The sequence below is a fragment of the Pantoea sp. JKS000250 genome, assembly GCF_003201065.1.
In the GTDB taxonomy this organism is placed as follows: domain Bacteria; phylum Pseudomonadota; class Gammaproteobacteria; order Enterobacterales; family Enterobacteriaceae; genus Pantoea; species Pantoea vagans.
In genome coordinates, this window is the sequence record NZ_QICZ01000002.1 from 211,351 (window position 1) to 230,647 (window position 19,297).

Genomic DNA, 19,297 nt, shown 5'->3' on the forward strand with positions numbered 1-19,297 from the left:
CGTTCAGCGCCAGGCATCAGCCAGGCTTTATCGCGTGGGCTTTCTGTATGCTGTTTTCTTCTGCACCACTACGTTAAATTCCTCCGGTGTGAGTCACCTGATACAGAACTGACTTTGCTGATTACAGTGAACGTTCAGACTCATCAACGCGCTTATTACCATCCACTCCCCCATGCTCTCTTGCTGCGGATCGATTTCTACTGATTACAGTGAATGTTCTGCTGATTACAGTGAACGCTGCTCGCATTTGAACTGCGTAAATTGCCAGGCCAGAAATAATAATGTGATGAACCTCACCAAAACCCGTGGTGTTACATAAAAACGAAGATTATGTTGAAAAGATAATTTATTGCCTCACGTGCAGGATTTATGTATAAAGTCATAAATCCTACATGTTTGGAGCAACTATGGCTAACGATGACAAGCAGGTGATGAAGGTTGCACAGCGTTCTGAACGCATGCTGCTGAGCCTCACCGACCAGATTCAGGCGCAAAAGCAGGAACTGCATGAAAATACGTATTATCAGGTTTATGCCAAAGCGGCGTTAGCAAAGTTGCCCAAACTGACACGAGCCAGTGTCGATTACGCTGTAAATGAGATGGAAGAGAGCGGTTATCAGTTTGACAAACGAGCGGCTGGTTCTTCCGTTAAATATGCGATGTCGATTCAGAACATTATCGATATCTATCATCATCGTGGCGTGCCGAAATATCGCGATCGCCACAATGAGGCCTATACCATTTTTGTGGGTAATCTGAAGGGTGGCGTCTCGAAAACGGTTTCTACCGTCTCGCTGGCTCATGCACTTCGTGCCCATCCTCATCTGCTGTTTGAAGATTTGCGTATTCTGGTGATTGACCTGGATCCGCAGTCCTCAGCAACCATGTTTTTGAATCATGAACGTTCAGTAGGGCTGGTGGAAGCGACAGCGGCACAGGCAATGCTGCAGAATGTCACCCGTGATGAGCTGGTGAGCGAATTTATCGTTCCGTCGATTATTCCGGGTGTGGATGTGCTGCCTGCTTCAATTGATGATGCCTTTATTGCCTCAAGCTGGGACCAGCTTTGCGCTGAGCATCTGCCGCAGCAGAATGTTCATGCCGTGCTGTATGACAACGTCATTGCCAAACTGAAGAAAGATTATGACTTTATCTTCATCGACAGCGGCCCGCATCTTGATGCTTTCCTGAAAAACGCCATTGCGGCCTCTGATCTGCTGATGACGCCGGTGCCACCGGCTCAGGTCGACTTTCATTCCACGCTTAAATACCTGACGCGTCTCCCGGAACTGATTGCGATTATTGAGGATTCCGGCGCTACCTGTCGCTTGCAGGGCAATATTGGCTTCATGTCTAAGCTCTCGAATAAAGCCGACCATAAGCTCTGTCATAGCCTGGCAAAAGAAATTTTCGGTGGTGACATGCTTGATGCTGCCCTTCCCCGCCTTGATGGTTTCGAACGTTGCGGCGAATCCTTTGATACGGTCATCTCCGCAAATCCTTCGACATACGTCGGCAGCAGTGAAGCGTTGAAAAATGCGAGATTCGCCGCAGAGGACTTTGCAAAAGCCGTCTTTGACCGTATCGAATTTATTCGCCTGAACTGAGGTTTGTATGAGCGCAAAAAGAATTACGATTGGCAGAACCTTCAGCCAGACTCCACTGGAAAATGATACGCCAGATAGCCAGCACAACCAGACATTCTTTCTGGCTACGGGCAAGCGCGCCCTGTTTCGCTTTGAACGTATTGCCGCCAGTGATGTTGAAAACAAGACATTCGTGACGATGGAAACCAATGGTCGCGATCAGGCGGGCCTGACACCCGATTCACTGCGCGACATTATCCGTACTATTAAGCTTCAGCAGTTCTTCCCGGCCATTGGCGTAATGCGCGATGACCGCATTGAGATTCTTGACGGCTCACGTCGGCGTGCAGCTGCGCTTTACTGTAAGACCGGGCTGGACGTACTGGTCACTGATGCCGCTATTAGCGCCGATGAAGCACGCAGACTGGCGCAGGATATTCAGACGGCTCGCGAACATAACCTGCGGGAAGTGGGAATGCGCCTGCTGGCGTTAAAAGAGGGTGGACTGTCGCAAAAAGAGATCGCTGAGAATCAGGGGTTATCACAAGCGAAGGTCACGCGTGCTCTTCAGGCGGCCAGTGTTCCGTCCGATTTGATCTCACTTTTCCCTAATCACGCTGAGCTGACTTATCCTGATTACAAAGCGCTGTTGCAGGCGGCTGACAAATTAAGTGAATCCGGGCAAAGCGTTGAAGCTCTGATTAATTCTATCTCGCGGGAAATAGATGTGGTTTGCGCGCGAGAAGGGCTTGCCGAGGATGAGCTAAAAAATCACATTCTGCGTCTGATTCGCCAGGGCAGCCAGACATTGATGAAAGAGCCTGAGAAAGATAAAACACAGGCGACTGCACTCTGGTCTTTTGCTGATAAAGATCGCTTTGCGCGTAAAAAGGTACGCGGCCGGATGTTCAGCTATGAATTTAACCGGCAGTCGAAAGAGTTGCAGGAGGAGCTGGATAAAGTCATTGCCGAGACCCTGAAGAAATATCTCAGTCGTTAATTTATATACATCCAAATCAGCCAGCGCCTGACGCTGGCTTTTTTATTGCTTTGTTAAGCTGAAAGACACTTCGAAGATGCATGAAACCTGAATTTCAGGCTGAAATCGCCAGGTTTTCAATGGTGACAATCTGGATAAATAACTGAATTTATTGATATTATTTATAATATTTTTCAATCTAATCTCTGTGAAATCGCCATTCCTCCTGAACATTTCGCCAGCTTTCCTGGCAGCCTTTGAGTCCCTTAATTGTCTGTAATGGAAAAAGCAGATTCAAAATCTGATGTTACCTCCGAAGGGTTCAAATGCTGCCTTTCCACATTCAGCGGTCGCGAATTGCAAGTAAAGATTTTCGGAAGCTGGTTCATTAGTGACCAGTTACTTCTCACCAGACCTCAGTTCCCGCACAACTGCTTCATACCGACTGATGCTTTCTCTGCAAGTCTTTTTACCGTTATGCTGGCCGCCAGCGAAATTTAACGCTTAAGCGGCTGTTTTTAATTGAAAATATCTGTGAATTTCAGCCTGAAATCGCCACGCTTTCTGCTGGAGATCGTCCTGATTACAGTATATAAGCGTTTCGTTGAGATCGTAATTACAGCGTAACCGCCTAACAGCAAAGGCATCGTCTCAGAATGAAAAAAGATACTCAGAAAATATCCCTCACTTATCCACAGAAAAAGTGGATAACTTTCTCATCCGGCTAAAATTATTTTCTGTTGATGCGAACGACATGAGCTGGGTTGGACAGAAAAAGTGCCAGTGATCTGAAATCGGCTACTTCAGACAGATTCACTGTATTGAGTAAAGCAGATGAAAGGATGTGCTCAACAGCAGAAAACGAGAACCGGCTGCTCAGGAAAGGGACATGACTGACCGTAAAACTGTTTACAGTGAATGCGGAGCTAAAGAGGTTAAGCAGCACAGACAATCGGCTGGCGGGCTCATCAGAATCTGTTGATGCGCAGCCAGCGTTGAGCACGGCAATCATCATAGTGCCTGAGGAGTGCGTACGATGGAGGTGATAACAGGATCGTTATCTGGTGTGGCAAACAACGATACAAAACCGGGCCCGGCCCGGTTTTGTTATAAGTCAGGCTTCGAGCCAGGCTGTTATTTGCCTGACCATCGCATCGGCAGAGATGCCATAACGGTCATGCAACGTCGGTAAAGCGCCTGCTGCCAGGAATGCATCCGGCAGGGCAATCTGCTTAAAGCGAGGCGTCACATGGTTCCGCATCAGCAACCCCGCGATTGCCTCGCCTAACCCGCCCGTGATTGAATGATTCTCTGCTGTGATAACCAGCTGGTTATGATGCAGCGCTTCCCCTGCCTCTCGCAGGATTGTCTCTTCATCCAGAGGCTTAATCACAGGAGAGTGAACCACCCCAATCTCAATGCCCTGCTTTTCCAGCACCTCAGCGGCTTCAAGTGCCCGCATGGTCATCAATCCGCTACTGATGATAACCGCATCTTTGCCCGTTCGCAGACGCTGGGCCTTGCCGTGCTGATAGCGATAATCATATTTATCCAGCACCAGCGGAACCTTACCGCGCAGCAGGCGCAGGTAAACCGGACCCTGATGTTCGGCAATCGCCGGGATGACCTGGCTAATCTCCAGCGCATCGCAGGGATCGATGATTGTCAGGTTTGGCATACCCCGAAAAATTGCCAGATCGTCAGTCGCCTGATGGCTTGGCCCATAACCGGTGGTCAGGCCCGGCAGCGCACAGGCGATTTTGACGTTCAGATTCTCTTCGGCGATGGCCATGCAGATAAAATCATAGGCGCGGCGGGAAGCAAACACGGCATAGGTGGTGACAAAAGGCATAAAGCCCTCGCGCGCCATTCCTGCTGCGGCACTCATCAGTAACTGTTCCGCCATTCCCATCTGGTAAAAGCGCTGCGGAAAAGCGTCCGCGAACAGATGCAGGTCGGTGTATTTACTCAAATCTGCCGTCATACCGACCACATCCGATCGCTGCTCTGCCAGTGACACCAGCGCATGCCCGAACGGAGCCGAAACCGTGGGCTGACCCTCAGCAGCAATCGAGGCAATCATGGCGGAAGTGGTCAGCCGTTTTTTTTGCGGTTGTGAACTCATATCAGACTCCTTGCTCAAGTGCAGTCAGGGCTGTGTCCCACTCATCAGCATCAACACGGATGAAGTGGGTTTTCTCCCGGCTTTCAAGAAACGGCACACCTTTTCCCATTCGGGTATCGCAGATGATGACGCGCGGCTGAGGTTCAGGCCAGCTGCGGGCTGCGTCAAAGGCATGCTGCAAAGCAGCAATATCATTGCCATCAACGCGCTGGGTATACCAGCCAAAAGCCTGCCAGCGCTCCACTATCGGTTCGAACGCGAGAATCTCGCTGCTGTGACCGTCAGCCTGCTGATTGTTGACGTCTATAATGGCGATCAGGTTATCAAGCTGCCAGTGTGAGGCTGACATGGCCGCTTCCCACGTTGAGCCTTCATTCAGCTCGCCATCAGAAAGCAGGTTATAGATTCGCGCCTGTGAGCCTTTCTGCTTCAGTCCCAGACAGGCACCCACGGCTATTCCTAATCCATGACCTAATGAACCGCCGGTGATCTCCATGCCCGGGGTATAGGCGGCCATGCCGGACATGGGCAGGCGGCTCTCATCGGTGCCATAGGTTTCCCGTTCTTCTTCTGGTATGACGCCCGCTTCCAGTAGCGCGGCGTAAAGCGCGATGGCGTAGTGCCCAATCGACAGGTAGAAACGATCGCGCTCTTCCCACTCAGGCTCATCTGGACGGTAATTCATGGCGTGAAAATAGCTGACAGCGAGCAAATCGGCTGCACCCAGTGCCTGACCGATATAGCCCTGTCCCTGTATCTGCCCCATTAACAAGGCATGACGGCGAATATTCCTGGCACGCTGCGGCAATGAAAGCGTGTGTGAACGGTGACGAGGGTCAGTCATATAACCTCCTGATTAACGATTAACATCCGCAGCCCGAATGCGCAGTACGCATAGCGCACCACCCAGCAGAACGGCAGCAATAAAATACATTCCCGACGCGGGGGAGCCGGTTGCGGTGGTGATTGAGCCAATCAGCCACGGCGAGAAAAAACCGGCCAGATTGGCAATGCAGTTCACCGCAGCGATGCCTGCGGCAGCAGAGACGCCACCCAGCAGGTTGGTCGGCAGCATCCAGAACAGTGATGAAGCGGAAAGAATGCCCGCAGCGGCAATACAGAGGGCAAACAGTGACAGGGAGACGTTATAGCTGAGTAGCGTCGCCAGCGTCAGTCCGGAGAGGCCGATCAGCATCGGAACAATCAGGTGCCAGCGACGTTCACGATGACGATCGCCACTGCGTCCGGCCAGTAGCATAAAGATAATGGCGCACAGGTACGGCAGACTGGTCAGTAATCCGATATGCAGAGGTTCACTGACGCCTGAATTTCTTACCAGCGTCGGTAGCCAGAACGTTAACGCATACTGTCCCATCACCACGCAAAAGTAGATCAGCGCCAGCAGCCACAGGCGACGGTCAGCAACAAAGGCTTTCACCGTGCCATGACAGGCTTTCTGCTGATTGTCTTCGTCGAGATCGGCACGCACCCGGCGCTTCTCATCCTCATCCAGCCACTCTGCCTGCTCCACCCGATCCTTCAGAACCAGCAGCACTACGAATCCCATAACAAGGGTAGGGATAGCCTCCAGCATAAACATCCATTGCCAGCCCGCCCATCCGTGAAAGCCTGCGAAGGTCGCCATGATCCAGCCAGAGAGTGGGCCACCAATCATTCCGGAAAGTGGAATCGCGACAAACCAGAGAACTGTCATGCGAGCGCGACGGTGAGAGGGAAACCAGTAGGTCAGATAGAGCAGTAAACCGGGTGCAAGTCCGGCCTCTGCCACACCAAGCAGAAAGCGCAGCAGGTAGAACTGCCATGCGGTTTCTACAAATGCGAACAGGGCCGAGATTACACCCCAGGTAATCATAATGCGGGCAATCCAGCGGCGTGCACCGACCCGATGCAGGATCAGGTTGCTCGGCACTTCAAAGAAGAAGTAACCGAGGAAAAAGATCCCGGCACCCAGCCCGTACACCGTTTCGCTGAGTGACAAATCATCCATCATCTGTAATTTCGCGAAGCCAACGTTTACACGATCAAGATAGGCACAGAGGTAACAGAGCATCAGCCAGGGCATCAGCCGCCAGGCAATTTTGCGGTAGGTGATATCGCGCGCAGCAGAGGCTGCGCTAAGATTAAGCGTGGTCATGGTATTCACTCCCGAAGTTAGCCCGCAAGGCGTGCGGGCAGGGCAGGGCGCTATTTAATGGATCAGCATGCCGCCATTCACATCCAGCGTGATGCCGGTGAGATAACCGGAGAGATCGCTGGCGAGGAACAGCGCCGCGTTAGCGACGTCGCTGGCGGTTCCGAGGCGGCCAAGAGGTATGCCGTCGAGAATGGCATGGCGGCGTTCATCCTGTAACAGGCCACCGGTGATATCGGTCTGGATAAGACCGGGCGTCAGGGCATTGATACGAATCTGGTCCGGGCCGAATTCGCGCGCCATGGCTTTTGTCAGGCCAAGCACGCCTGCTTTCGCCGCACTGTAGTGCGGGCCGCCGAAAATGCCGCCGCCACGCTGAGCCGATACGGATGACAGACAGACAATGCTGCCGCTTTTTTGCCGCTGCATCGTCGGGATAACCGCCTGAGACATCAGCAGCGTACCGCGCAGATTGACATCAAGAATGCGGTTGTAATCTTCGATGCCGATTTCCAGTGTTTTAACCGGCTGAGTGATCCCGGCATTGTTGACCAGCACGTCAATACGGCCGTAGTGCTCAAGTACCTGATCGATAGCACGATGAATAGAAAGAGGATCGGTCACATCGGTGGCCAGGCCGAGATGACCGTCGCCACACGACAGCGCGCTGGCCTGAGCTGCCTGCAGATCTAAATCAAGCACCACCACGCGCGCGCCATGCTGAGCAAAGCAGGCCGCTGTGGCTCGTCCAATGCCGCGCTGAGATGCGGCACCAGTAATAATCACAACTTTATTTTCAAGTAACATTGTCCACTCCAGAAGAATAATTATTAGTGGTTCGGTATCGCTACCGGCAGGGTCACGATCAGAATTGATAAAGCGCCTAATATTGGCAATGCAGAAAAATTCATTTGATGCTGAATGAATTTGTTGATTTGATGCAGTTAACAAATCTGCGATTTAAAAATGGGCACACATCACATAATTTCTGTATGGAGAGGCGGATGGAAAAGCAGTCGGAGCACTTACCTTCAATTAAATCACTGCGGGTTTTTGAACAGGTGGCCCATTTTGGTAATGTCGCGCGGGCGGCTGAGGAATTAAGTATTACGCCATCCGCAGCCAGTCATCAGCTGGCCAAACTGGAGCGGGAACTGGGCTGTATTCTGTTTAATCGTTCGGCAAAAGGCGTAACGCTCACGCTGTCGGGGGAACATTACCTCAGGGAGATCGGCCCGATACTGCTGTGCCTGGCGCAGGCCACGGCGCGCATCAGTAACGAGAAAGCACGCAGTAACCTCAGGATCCACTGCGCACCCAGCTTCGGTCTGCTCTGGCTGTTGCCGCGTATCCATAAATTTCGCGATAGCTATCCAGAGTTTCAGCTTACGCTCTCCTGCTCTTATGAAAATCTCTCCTTCAGCCGCGACAATATTGATATAGCAATACGTCACGGCTTCCCGGACTGGAACGCATTTGAGATTAAAACTATCCGCCACGAAAAAATGTCGGTGCTGGCCTCGCCAGACTATCTGAAACAGCATCCTGTCAGTCAGGCCGCGGATTTAATCCATCACGCGCTAATATTATCGGAGTCGCCGCTTATTCAATGGCCGCAGTGGTTTGCGGCGCAGCAATTACCTCAGCCGGATAAAGAGTGGTTATTTCGTTTTGACCGCTCTTATATGAGTCTTGAAGCGGCAATGTTAGGCCACGGTCTTATTTTTGAAAGCGAATTGCTGGCGGAGGATTATCTTCGCAGCGGGAAACTGGTCAGGGTATTGACTGAGCAGCATAGCCTGCCCGTCAGCGCGCACCATCTGGTCTTTCCGCGTGGATTTGCCCAGTACCCCCGAGTTGCACATTTCCTGAGCTGGATACAGGAAGAACTCAGAACGTTAATATAATGTTAAAATAACTTCCGTCGCGTCACTATGACGTGGGTTTATTTCTGCTGGTAATTATTCACGCCATAAAAGTCGCATTGCCAAAGCTAACTTTTAAATACCGTCTACACTTCTTTACCCAATCGGTAAATATGTTCCCTTTCTATTCCGTATGAAATTTAATCAAACGGATGTTTAACTTATTAATGGCAGGAATATTATGAGTACAAATACACCAGACGCTGGGGAAGCGGGCGATCACGCGCCTGCGGATACGGTACGCCAGCGCATTTTTTTAGTGGTGCTGGTTGCCACTATGGGCGCGCTGGCTTTTGGCTATGACACCGGGATTATCTCGGGTGCATTACCTTACATGACTTCGCCACCCGATCAGGGTGGTTTGGGACTGAACTCATTCACGGAAGGGCTCGTCGCCTCTTCGCTGGTGTTTGGTGCCGCTATCGGCTCTTTCCTCAGTGGTTTCTTCTCGGACCGTTTTGGCCGTCGCATTACCCTTCGCACCCTGGCGATCATTTTTGTACTGGGTTCCCTTGGTACGGCACTGGCGCCTTCCGTCAATGTGATGGTGGCCATGCGCTTCCTGCTGGGAATTGCTGTCGGCGGTGGCTCTTCAACCGTACCGGTGTTCATTGCCGAAATTGCCGGGCCACGTCTGCGTGCGCCGCTGGTGAGCCGCAATGAGCTGATGATCGTTACCGGCCAGCTCATTGCCTATGTCGCCAGTACGCTACTGAGCTATCTGCTGCATGATGAGCACCTGTGGCGCTACATGCTGGCGATTGCGATGGTGCCCGGTTTCCTGCTGTTTATCGGCACCTTCTTCGTTCCGGCTTCACCACACTGGCTGGTGGCGGAAGGGCGTCTGAAAGAGGCGAAGAAGATTCTTAAGTATCTGCGTGAAACACCGCGTGAGGTGCGTCATGAGATGGCACAGATGAAGAAGCAGGCGAGGGCAGCGGAACGCGGGCCGGATGCGAAAACCCTGATTCGTGAGAAGTGGGTTATCCGCCTGATGATTATTGGTGTCGGACTCGGCTTTGTTGCGCAGTTTACCGGCGTTAATGGCTTCATGTATTACACGCCGATCATCCTTAAACAGACCGGACTTGGCACCAGCGCGTCGATTGCCGCGACCATTGGTAACGGCGTGGTGTCTGTTCTGGCGACCTTTGTCGGTATCTGGGCGATCAGCCGCTTCCCGCGTCGTACTATGCTCATCACCGGTTTATGTCTGGTGATTACCGCACAGATTCTGCTGGGCAGCGTGATGACCTTTATGAGCTCAGGCCTGATGCAGAGCTACCTCGCTCTTGGCTGTATTCTGCTGTTCCTGTTCTGTATGCAGATGTGCATCTCGCCGGTCTACTGGCTGATGATGTCAGAGCTGTTCCCGATGCAGCTGCGTGGCGTTTTAACCGGTGGCGCTGTCTCACTACAGTGGATTTTCAATGCTGTGGTCGCGTTCGGTTTTCCACCGATCATGGCGTATGCCGGCAGCACGACCTTCTTTATCTTTGCTGCGATTAACGTCGGCTCGCTGATCTTCGTGATGACGATGGTGCCCGAGACGCGGGGCAAAAGTCTGGAAGAGATTGAGTCACACATGAAAGAAAAGTTTGGTGAAAAGCCCAAGGAGGCTGAAACCTGCTAACGTCCCTACCGGATTCGGCCCGCCGGCTGAATCCGGTTTCTCTCACTTCTCTGCCCCCTTGCGTCGTATCCCTTTCTGTCAGTTAAGCCGTTTCATTCACTGTAATCAGCTCGATTTTGCGGGAAGGTTTCCGGCCATGCCTGGCGATTTCAGGCTGAAATCGCCAGAATCTGGCGTAACCCTCAGATGCCGCTGACGGTTGAAACCGCTGTTTAAGCGAAGCATGACCGCTGACAAAGATTGGAGCTGGCTCTGCGCTATACTCACTTTTCATCTGCTCCGCATGCTGACCGGGATGCACCATGAATATATCAAACTCTGTGGCAGTGGCTGCTGCACTGCTGATTGCCACGCCACTGCATGCTGAAAATGCGCCGGTTTCATCCTGGTGGAATGATTTCACTGACGATGTTGCACAAACCTGGAACGCGCCTCAGCACACCGATCTCTATCTGCCGTTTATTAGCTGGCACGCCCGCTTTATGTATGACAAAGAAAAAACCGATAACTATAACGAGAATCCCTGGGGCGGCGGTCTGGGTGTTTCCCGCTACAGCGACAGCGGCAACTGGAGTGCGCTTTATGCGATGGCGTTTAAAGATTCGCACAATGAGTGGCAGCCCATTGTCGGTTATGGCTGGGAGAAGGGATGGTATCCGGGCTCTGGTCAGGATTTCCGGCTTGGTGCCGGATTAACAGCGGGTATCACCGCGCGTGAAGACTTTGGCAACTATATTCCGCTGCCGATTATATTGCCGCTGTTCTCTGCCGGTTATAAAGCGGTGAATGTCCAGTTCACTTACATCCCCGGCACTTACAATAATGGCAACGTGCTGTTCGCGTGGTTTCGCTATGCCTTTTAATTTTTCAGGAAAGGATTTATGACCCGGAAGTTGAAAACTGTTACGCGCAGACTCTGGCATTCAACGCTTGTTGTGGGTTTAGTATTGCTGCTGCTACTGATCATTCGCATCTATGAGGCGGAACGTGGCCCGGAATTACATCGCTGGCACACCTGGATTCCGCATGAGCTGACAGTTGAACAGCTCGATAAAGCGGGTTACACCGATTATCTTAACGCCGAAAATCATCTGTTTGATGAGATGAAGCAGCAGGTCACTGACAAACTGGATGCGGATGAGAAAACCCCGCTCAACCGATATTTTTCCGGCAGTCTGATCTATCCGGGTCATTTTGCACAGGACTGGAACCGTTCCTATATTCTGCTTCCGGCGGGCACGCCGCTTGGTGCAGTCGTTTTACTGCATGGTCTGACCGACAGTCCTTACAGCCTGCGTCATATCGCAGAAATCTATCGCCAGCAGGGATATGTGGCTGTAGCAATCAGGTTACCGGGTCACGGCACAGTACCTGCGGGCCTGACTGATGTGGACTGGCAGGACTGGATGGCGGCTACACGCTTAGCGGTGCGCGAAGCAACCCGTCTGGCGGGCACCCGGACGCCGCTGCATCTGGTAGGATTCTCTAACGGCGGCGCGCTGGCGGTGAAATATGCGCTCGACAGCCTGGGCGACGCCACGTTGCGTCGTCCGCAGCAGCTGATTCTGTTATCACCGATGATCGGTGTCACTCGTTTTGCGCGGTTTGCCGGGCTTGCGGGACTGCCCTCTGTTTTCCCGGCCTTCTCGAAAACAGCCTGGCTGAACATCGTGCCGGAGTTTAATCCGTTTAAATACAACTCTTTTCCGGTGCACGCTGCCCGGCAGACCTATCTGCTGACGCAGGCGCTACAGAAAGAGATCCAGCACTACGCGCGTAATCAGCAGTTGTCCGGCTTCCCGCCAGTACTGACCTTTCAGTCGGTCATGGACTCTACTGTCAGCACGCCGTCGGTGATTCGCTCGTTATACAATTATCTGCCAGAAAACGGCAGTGAGCTGGTGCTGTTCGATATCAATCAGGCCGTCAGCGTCAGCCCGTTATTCCGTCACTCCTCATACACGGCAGTGAATCAGCTCTTACCCGCTGCCCGTCGGCATTATTCTTCCACGGTGATCACCAATGCTGCCGCCACGTCGCTTGCAATGGTGACCAAAAGCGTGCCTGCCGGTGAGATTAAGGAGCGAATCCAGCCACTGGCCATCAACTATCCGGCCGGGCTTTACTCGCTGTCGCATGTGGCGATCCCGTTCCCGGCAGAGGATGGTCTCTACGGCAGTGCACCTGCGAAGAAGAATGAGTTTGGTATCAGTTTTGGTACGTTGTCACTGCGAGGCGAGAGTGCGGTACTGATTGTGGGACTGGACTCAATTATGCGCGCGACCTCTAACCCGTTTTATCCTTACATGATTAACAGAATCGATCACCACATCGGTTGCAGTGACAAGCCGCAACTGGCGACCTGCCTCAGCAGTTTCTGAATCAACCAGGCCCGCATGATGCGGGCCTGGGTTCATATCGCGTTCAGCTTTTCCATTACCTCATCCGACAGGTGCAGGCTGCCACTGGCCAGATTCTCTTTGAGGTGTTCCGGTGAGGACGTGCCGGGAATCAACAGAATATTGGGCGAGCGCCTCAGCAGCCAGGCCAGCGCTACCTGCATCGGCGTCACATTCAGGGACGCAGCAATGTCATTAAGCTGATCCGACTGTAATGGCGAAAAGCCGCCCAGCGGGAAAAACGGCACGTAAGCGATGCCCTGCTGCGCCAGCTGATCCACCAGCTCATCATCCTGTCGATGCGCCAGGTTATACATATTCTGCACGCAGACAATGGGTGTCATCGCCTGGGCTTCAGCGATCTGCGTGGCGGTGACGTTGCTCAGGCCAATATGTCGAATCAGCCCGCGCGCCTGTAATGTCAGCAGCGCCTCCAACTGGGGTGCCAGAGAGCCCTCTTTCGGCTTCGCCGGATGCAGCATACTGCGCAGGTTCACTACTTCAATCACGTCCAGCCCCAGATTGCGCAGGTTATCTTCCACCGCCTGAGTCAGCGCTTCAGGTTCCATCGCCGCCAGCCAGCCGCCTTTTGCATCGCGGCGGGCACCCACCTTGGTCACAAGTGTCAGATCCTGTGGATAGGGATGGAGCGCCTTTTTGATTAACTGATTGGTTTCGTGCGGGCCATAAAAGTCGCTGGTGTCGATATGATTGACGCCCGCCGCGATGGCGTCGCGCAAAACCTGAATTGCCCGGGCTTTATCTTTTACCGGCCCGAATACGCCTGGCCCGGCCAGCTGCATTGCGCCGTAGCCGAGGCGGTTAACTTCACGATCGCCTAACGGAAAAGTCATGGTGATATCTGACATGAAAACCTCCTGCGTAAATGTAGATTAATTGTAACGGTGATTCAGCTGTGCAACTATCCGGTGAAATCAGGACAAACTGTACGGGGTGATGCACAATGGCGATCGATATGGCGCTGCTGGATGCTATCGTGGCAGTGGCGAAAGCGGGAGGATTCCGGGAAGCCGCGCGTATTACAGGCAGCAACGCGTCACGCCTGAGCGATGCGGTGCGGCGGGCAGAACAGCAACTGGGTATCCGACTGTTTCACCGGACGACACGCACGGTAGTACTGACTGAAGCGGGCAGGGCGCTGATGGAACGTCTGTTGCCCGCCATGAATGAAGTTAATGCCGCGCTGGATGCGGTTAATCGCTATCGCAACACGCCAGGCGGCACGCTGCGGCTGAATGTTCCGGTCAGTGCCACCCGGCTGGTATTGCCCGGACTGGTGCCGGAATTTCTGCGGCGCTATCCTGATATCCGGCTGGAAATCGTGGCTGAGAGCAGCGTGCAGGATGTCTTTCGTGACGGCTGCGACGCCGGAATTCGGTATGATGAGCGGCTGGAGCAGGATATGGTGGCGATGCCCATTGGCCCCCGGCAGCAGCGGTTCGCGCTGGCCGCGTCTCCGGCTTATCTTGCGGAACATGGCCGACCCGATCACCCGCGCGATCTGATCCATCATCGCTGTCTGCGTGGCCGTTATGCCAGCGGCATCATGGCTGACTGGACATTCAGCTGCGACGGAGAAGAGATCAGCGTTGAAACCGGCGGGCCGCTGGTAGTGACCGTCGGCGGGGCAATGGATCTGGCTGTAGAGGCTGCGATTGCCGGAAGCGGGGTGATCTATCTGTTTGATGAGTGGCTCAGACCGGCCCTGGACAGTGGCAAACTGGAACCGCTGCTGCAACCCTGGTGGCTGACCTTTTCCGGCCCGTGGCTTTACTACAACGATCGCCGTCTGATTCCGGCTCCGCTTCAGGCGTTTATCGATTTTGTGCGCGAAATAAATGCGCGCGAAAAACCTGTCAGCTATACCAGCTGAATCCCTGCGGCACCCGTGAAAAACCGGCGTGTTGCAATGCGTTAAGCAGCGGTGACTGCGACACCGCTTCACCATCTACCGTCTCCAGCGTAAAACCCGCGGGCTTTTCACGTTTCAGCGCCACGCCCAGCGCCGCGACTGCGGTCTCAAGCTGTTCAGGGTCATCGCTGAACGTCAGCAACTCTTTTCCTCCCGGTGTCAGAAAGAGCATCAGCGCGCCGCCTGCGATCACGACCCGCGCACCCTGGCGACGCGTGGGGCGTATACCGCTGGCATGAACTGGCCAGCTCAGCATCGCGCCAAACGGATTCGCGGGATCGAGTGCAGCCAGCGTCACTGCCTCAGTGGCATCGGTTGGCGCTTCGGCCAGCGCCCGCAGCTGCTCAATGGTCTGATGGTTAGCAAACTGGGCACCGCCGGACCCGGCGACAAACTGTCCGCGCAGCAGTCGTCCGGCATCTTCCATGCTGCGCAGTACGGGCTGTAACGCCGGAAATCCACCGGGGATCTGCTCTGAAACTGCACTGCCTCGCGTAATCACCCCATAACGATCGAGCAGATTTTCTGCCAGCGAAAGAGCCAGTCGGGCAGGCACAATCTCCTGCCGGTTAATCTGTGACCAGCGCCCGGCCAGCGTGTTGACCGCTGGACGGCGTGCGGGCAATGCGCCAGGCGTAAAGCGCTGTCCAAAGCGGGTGCGCAGAGTGCGTGCCGGACGTGAACGGGTCACGCCTGGCGTGCTCAGCAGCCCACGTACCGCAATCCAGCTATCTGCCGTGACATAGCCCCGCCACACCAGTTGCCACAGGGCGTCATGGATGTCGGTGGGTTGTGCCTCCGGCTGCTCCATTTGCGCCATAATCTCATGAACAAACCACGCGCCGCCGCGGCTCAGTACATCAAGTGTCGCCTGCTGGATCGGCGTAAGAGGGGTGGCGTCAGCCTCCGGCAGCGTCTCAGCGGCGAATTCTGTGAGGTGAAGCGAGATCAGACCATCATTCTGTCCCAGCGCTTTATGTCCGCACCAGATCACCTCGCCACTGGCTAACAATTCATCGAGCATTGCAGGCTGATAGTCGGCTATTCTGGCGCGCAGGATTTGTGACTCCCACAGCGAGGCGGGTAACGCCACGCCCGCCAGTTGCTCTATCACCCGCAGCAGCCCGCTGACACCCTGATGCGCGTGGTTAAGCAGGCCATGTCGCGTCAGCAACAGGCTGACCCAGGCGGCGGGTGAAACCGGCCGTGTTGCCTCGCGCGCTGATTGCAGTGAACGTAAGCGCAAGCGATTGAAGATCTCTGAGGAAACCCACTCCGTTTCCGATGTGTCCGCTGCCGCACCTGTGTTCAGCAGGCTGCCCTGTTGATACAGGGTTAGCAGCACCGCATTCACGACGGCCACGCCCAGACCGAAATGGGTCGCCAGCTGTCTGGCGGTGAACAGCGTATGGGTGCGGGCGTAGCGGTTCACCAGATCGCGTAGTGGATCGGTCTGCGGCTCCAGAAATGTGTCGGGCAGATCGTCAGGCAGTTCAGTGCCCAGCGCATCGCGCAGGCGAGACGCGTCTTCAACAACTGCCCAGCGCTCTTCACCCGCTAGCATCACCTGAATTATTCGCCGGGCAGCAGAAAACAACGCGACGGCTTCTGCGATTTGCTGGTCATTGCCACTGAATCGCGCCGAAATACCGGCAACGGAGAGCGGGCCGAGGTCACGCAGCAGATCGATGATGCCTTCGGCGTGTTGTGCATGATAGCGGGAATCAATGCGCTGCAGTTCCTGTCCGACCTGCTCAACGACGTCAGGTGCCAGCAAATCACGCTTGCTGGTCTGGCCGAGCAGTTCACCCAGCAGATTGCTGTCGAGCGCCAGCAGTGAGGCGCGTCGTTCAGCCTGGGGGGCATCGCTGGCGTAGATAAATTCTGCGACATAGCCAAACAACAGCGGGGCGGCGAAAGGCGAGGGCTGTTCGGTCGTCACCTCGACCGGCTTTACGTTTCCCTGTGCCAGCTGTTCCATCAGCTGGTGCAGAGCAGGAAGATCGTAGACATCCTGCAGGCATTCGCGTGCGGTTTCGATCAGGATGGGGAAATCATCATACTGCCGCGCGACGTCCAGTAACTGACCGGCGCGCAGCCGCTGCTGCCAGAGTGGTAAGCGCTTACCTGGATTGCGCCTCGGCAGCAGCAGCGCGCGTGAGGCACACTCCCGGAAGCGGGCAGCGAACAGTGCCGATTGCCCGACACTCTCCGTAACGTCCTGAGTGAGCTGGTCGGCGTCGAACATAAACAGGTCAGCGCCGGGAAGATGCCCTTCGCTGGCGGGAAAGCGGGCTACGATGCCGTCATCGCTGGCTGCGACGGAAGCATCAATCCCCATGCGGTGCTGGATCCGGGCAGAAATCGCCAGCGCCCAGGGTGCATTAACCCTTTTTCCCCATGGCGAGTGCAGGATCACCCGCCAGTCGCCAGTTTCGTCCCGGCAGCGTTCAATCAGCAACGTGCGATCGTCGGGCAGTACGCCAGTCGCGACACGCTGTTCAGCCAGTAAAGCCAGCAGATTGGTCACGGCACGGGCATCCAGCCCCAGCGCGTGCAGCTGTTGTTGCGCATCATCCGGTGAAGCACGGTTCAGGTTACGCAGAAACAGGCCGAGGCTGGCACCTGAATCGGCAGAACGGCCAACGCCCTCACCGCGCCAGAAGGGCAGACGAGCCGGACGGCCTGGCGCGGGCACCACCAGCACCTGATCGTGCGTGATCTGCTGAATGCGCCACGACGTTGCACCCAGAGTAATTATGTCATTGACCCGCGATTCATAGACCATCTCTTCATCCAGTTCGCCGACCCGACGAGAGCCTGCCTGCTCTTCGCCTTCGGGCAGGATAACGCTGAACATGCCGCGATCGGGAATGGTGCCGCCGCTGGTCACGGCCAGATTCTGAGCGCCGGGTCGCGCCGTCAGCAGTCCGCTCTGGCGATCCCAAACCAGCTGTGGCCGCAGCTGAGCAAAATCATCTGACGGAAACTTACCCGCCAGCATATCAAGTGTGGCATCAAACAGCCGACGCGAGAGAGTGCGGAACGGATCGGCCCGGCAGACCTGTGCATACCAGTCATCAGCCTGCAGAGGATCCATTGCCACAGCCGCCAGCGTCTGCTGCGCCAGAATATCGAGCGGGTTACGGGGCGGAGCCAGCGCATCGAGGTGACCCGCCCGCATCGACTGTAATATCACGGCCGAATCCAGCAGATCGCGCCGGGTGCGGGGATACAGGATGCCGGTGGAGATGCCGCCAACCTGATGTCCGGCGCGACCCACACGCTGCAGGGCGCTGGCGACTGACAGCGGAGCGCCCACCTGGATCACCAGATCCACCGGCCCCATATCAATGCCCAGTTCCAGACTGGAGGTCGCCACCACGCAGCGCAGACTGCCCTGCTTCAGGGCAGCTTCGATCTCACCGCGCTGTTCTTTCGAAACGGAACCGTGGTGGGAGCGGGCAATCAGATCGTCGGCGCGCTCTTCATCCTGATTTTCAGCAGGGATCTGCTGCGCCAGATAACGTGCATTGAGCCGCGCCGTCAGCTTTTCTGCCAGACCACGCGAATTCACAAACACCAACGTGGCGCGATGGGCCATTACCTGCTGCAGAATGCGCGCCTCGATATGTGGCCAGATCGATCCGCTTGCAGTGCTCGCTTCACCAGTCAGGTCATCGGCGCTGGCAATATCGGTCATATCCTCAACCGGCACTTCGATCGTCAGGTGCAGTGTGCGATCGGCGGCCGGATTTACCACCTGAACCGGCTGACAGCCGCCGAGAAAGGCCGCTACCCGTTCAACCGGTCGCACCGTGGCGGAAAGCCCGATGCGCTGGGCGGGCTGTGGCAGCAGCGCATCCAGCCGCTCCAGGCTCAGCGCCAGCTGTGAACCGCGCTTTGAACCTGCCACCGCATGCACCTCATCGACAATCACCGTGGTGATGCCCTGAAGTGTGGTGCGTGCTTTAGAGGTCAGCATCAGAAAAAGCGATTCGGGTGTGGTAATCAGGATATCGGGCGGACGGCGCAACAGCCTGGCGCGCTCTGCAGTGGGGGTATCGCCAGAGCGCATACCGATATTCAGCGCGATCTCAGGTTCATTCAGCACCTGCCGTTCGGCGTAGACGCCTGCCAGCGGCAGATTCAGGTTGCGCTGCACGTCTGCTGCCAGCGCTTTGACCGGTGAAATATAGAGAATGCGGGTGGTCGTTTCGCGTGTGGGAGAAGGCTGGTCAGTTCTGACCTGAAACAACGTGTCGATGGCGGTGAGAAAGGCCGCCAGCGTTTTGCCGGAACCGGTAGGCGCGATCACCAGCGCATGCTCTCCGCTGGCAATCGCCTGCCAGGCCGCCTTTTGCACTGGCGTCGGCGCAGCAAAGGCGGCAGAAAACCAGCGTCGGGTGGCGGGTGAAAACCGGGCCAGGACCGTATCAGATTGGGATTTCAACATCATACTCACGGCATCACGCAGAGATTGCGCCTGAAATTAATCCGTTGAGTGTAAGTGAAAATTGCCGTTTATGGATGACGCGGCCGATATCTGGCCGCGCCAGTGACGT

At 55.1% G+C, this 19,297-nt stretch carries 14 protein-coding genes; 7 read left to right on the forward strand and 7 right to left on the reverse strand.

Annotated features, from left to right (window positions below):
* The first annotated feature begins 407 nt into the window (after positions 1–407).
* Together BY447_RS20790 and BY447_RS20795 are read left to right on the forward strand one after the other, a co-directional pair.
* Positions 408–1,607, forward strand: coding sequence for an AAA family ATPase (locus BY447_RS20790; RefSeq protein ID WP_110332287.1), 1,200 nt, complete (start codon positions 408–410; stop codon positions 1,605–1,607).
* A 7-nt stretch (positions 1,608–1,614) separates the two neighbouring features.
* Positions 1,615–2,586: a ParB family protein gene (locus BY447_RS20795; RefSeq protein ID WP_110332090.1), complete on the forward strand. Its 972-nt coding sequence runs from the start codon at positions 1,615–1,617 to the stop codon at positions 2,584–2,586.
* 709 nt (positions 2,587–3,295) lie between these two features.
* On the opposite strand, the gene BY447_RS20800 is transcribed toward BY447_RS20795, so the two are convergent.
* The 5 genes from BY447_RS20800 to BY447_RS20820 form a co-directional block, all read right to left on the reverse strand.
* The gene (locus BY447_RS20800) at positions 3,296–3,580 is read right to left on the reverse strand and encodes a hypothetical protein (RefSeq protein WP_110332091.1); all 285 of its coding nucleotides are present in this window, start codon (positions 3,578–3,580) and stop codon (positions 3,296–3,298) included.
* 99 nt (positions 3,581–3,679) lie between these two features.
* Entirely contained in the window at positions 3,680–4,690 is a 1,011-nt protein-coding gene (locus BY447_RS20805) for a transketolase family protein (RefSeq protein ID WP_110332092.1), read from the reverse strand.
* Between the two features lies 1 nt (position 4,691).
* Positions 4,692–5,534 carry a transketolase gene (locus BY447_RS20810; RefSeq protein ID WP_110332093.1) on the reverse strand — a complete coding sequence of 281 codons (843 nt, stop codon included), beginning with the start codon at positions 5,532–5,534 and terminating at the stop codon, positions 4,692–4,694.
* Positions 5,535–5,546: 12 nt separating this feature from the next.
* Positions 5,547–6,845, reverse strand: a complete 1,299-nt coding sequence (locus BY447_RS20815) for an MFS transporter (RefSeq protein ID WP_110332094.1) — start codon at positions 6,843–6,845, stop codon at positions 5,547–5,549.
* Between the two features lie 54 nt (positions 6,846–6,899).
* A complete protein-coding gene (locus BY447_RS20820) occupies positions 6,900–7,649 on the reverse strand; it encodes an SDR family NAD(P)-dependent oxidoreductase (protein ID WP_095707955.1) in 750 nt (249 codons plus the stop codon).
* 197 nt (positions 7,650–7,846) lie between these two features.
* Between BY447_RS20820 and BY447_RS20825 the strand changes: the two genes are divergently transcribed.
* The 4 genes from BY447_RS20825 to BY447_RS20845 all read left to right on the forward strand — a co-directional run bounded on the left by BY447_RS20825 (position 7,847) and on the right by BY447_RS20845 (position 12,781).
* Positions 7,847–8,749 carry a LysR substrate-binding domain-containing protein gene (locus BY447_RS20825; RefSeq protein WP_013196493.1) on the forward strand — a complete coding sequence of 301 codons (903 nt, stop codon included), beginning with the start codon at positions 7,847–7,849 and terminating at the stop codon, positions 8,747–8,749.
* Between the two features lie 199 nt (positions 8,750–8,948).
* Positions 8,949–10,400: a sugar porter family MFS transporter gene (locus BY447_RS20830; protein ID WP_110332095.1), complete on the forward strand. Its 1,452-nt coding sequence runs from the start codon at positions 8,949–8,951 to the stop codon at positions 10,398–10,400.
* Between the two features lie 302 nt (positions 10,401–10,702).
* Positions 10,703–11,263, forward strand: coding sequence for a lipid IV(A) palmitoyltransferase PagP (gene pagP / locus BY447_RS20840; protein ID WP_013196491.1), 561 nt, complete (start codon positions 10,703–10,705; stop codon positions 11,261–11,263).
* Positions 11,264–11,281: 18 nt separating this feature from the next.
* Positions 11,282–12,781 (forward strand): alpha/beta hydrolase, encoded by a 1,500-nt coding sequence (locus tag BY447_RS20845; protein ID WP_110332097.1) that lies wholly within the window; start codon positions 11,282–11,284, stop codon positions 12,779–12,781.
* A 32-nt stretch (positions 12,782–12,813) separates the two neighbouring features.
* On the opposite strand, the gene BY447_RS20850 is transcribed toward BY447_RS20845, so the two are convergent.
* Entirely contained in the window at positions 12,814–13,668 is an 855-nt protein-coding gene (locus BY447_RS20850) for an aldo/keto reductase family oxidoreductase (RefSeq protein WP_110332098.1), read from the reverse strand.
* A gap of 95 nt (positions 13,669–13,763) precedes the next feature.
* On the opposite strand from BY447_RS20850, the gene BY447_RS20855 reads away from it, so the two are divergent.
* A complete protein-coding gene (locus BY447_RS20855) occupies positions 13,764–14,693 on the forward strand; it encodes a LysR family transcriptional regulator (protein ID WP_095707949.1) in 930 nt (309 codons plus the stop codon).
* Here the strand turns inward: BY447_RS20855 and BY447_RS20860 are convergent.
* Positions 14,677–19,191: an ATP-dependent helicase gene (locus tag BY447_RS20860; RefSeq protein ID WP_199226961.1), complete on the reverse strand. Its 4,515-nt coding sequence runs from the start codon at positions 19,189–19,191 to the stop codon at positions 14,677–14,679. The genes BY447_RS20855 and BY447_RS20860 overlap by 17 nt on opposite strands.
* Positions 19,192–19,297 lie beyond the last annotated feature (106 nt).

Excerpts from the sequence above, each read along its gene's own strand:
- BY447_RS20790 (WP_110332287.1), top strand. The coding sequence starts at position 408 with ATGGCTAACGATGACAAGCAGGTGATGAAGGTTGCACAGCGTTCTGAA.
- BY447_RS20795 (WP_110332090.1), top strand. The coding sequence starts at position 1,615 with ATGAGCGCAAAAAGAATTACGATTGGCAGAACCTTCAGCCAGACTCCA.
- BY447_RS20800 (WP_110332091.1), bottom strand. The coding sequence starts at position 3,580 with ATGATGATTGCCGTGCTCAACGCTGGCTGCGCATCAACAGATTCTGAT.
- BY447_RS20805 (WP_110332092.1), bottom strand. The coding sequence starts at position 4,690 with ATGAGTTCACAACCGCAAAAAAAACGGCTGACCACTTCCGCCATGATT.
- BY447_RS20810 (WP_110332093.1), bottom strand. The coding sequence starts at position 5,534 with ATGACTGACCCTCGTCACCGTTCACACACGCTTTCATTGCCGCAGCGT.
- BY447_RS20815 (WP_110332094.1), bottom strand. The coding sequence starts at position 6,845 with ATGACCACGCTTAATCTTAGCGCAGCCTCTGCTGCGCGCGATATCACC.
- BY447_RS20820 (WP_095707955.1), bottom strand. The coding sequence starts at position 7,649 with ATGTTACTTGAAAATAAAGTTGTGATTATTACTGGTGCCGCATCTCAG.
- BY447_RS20825 (WP_013196493.1), top strand. The coding sequence starts at position 7,847 with ATGGAAAAGCAGTCGGAGCACTTACCTTCAATTAAATCACTGCGGGTT.
- BY447_RS20830 (WP_110332095.1), top strand. The coding sequence starts at position 8,949 with ATGAGTACAAATACACCAGACGCTGGGGAAGCGGGCGATCACGCGCCT.
- pagP (WP_013196491.1), top strand. The coding sequence starts at position 10,703 with ATGAATATATCAAACTCTGTGGCAGTGGCTGCTGCACTGCTGATTGCC.
- BY447_RS20845 (WP_110332097.1), top strand. The coding sequence starts at position 11,282 with ATGACCCGGAAGTTGAAAACTGTTACGCGCAGACTCTGGCATTCAACG.
- BY447_RS20850 (WP_110332098.1), bottom strand. The coding sequence starts at position 13,668 with ATGTCAGATATCACCATGACTTTTCCGTTAGGCGATCGTGAAGTTAAC.
- BY447_RS20855 (WP_095707949.1), top strand. The coding sequence starts at position 13,764 with ATGGCGATCGATATGGCGCTGCTGGATGCTATCGTGGCAGTGGCGAAA.
- BY447_RS20860 (WP_199226961.1), bottom strand. The coding sequence starts at position 19,191 with ATGATGTTGAAATCCCAATCTGATACGGTCCTGGCCCGGTTTTCACCC.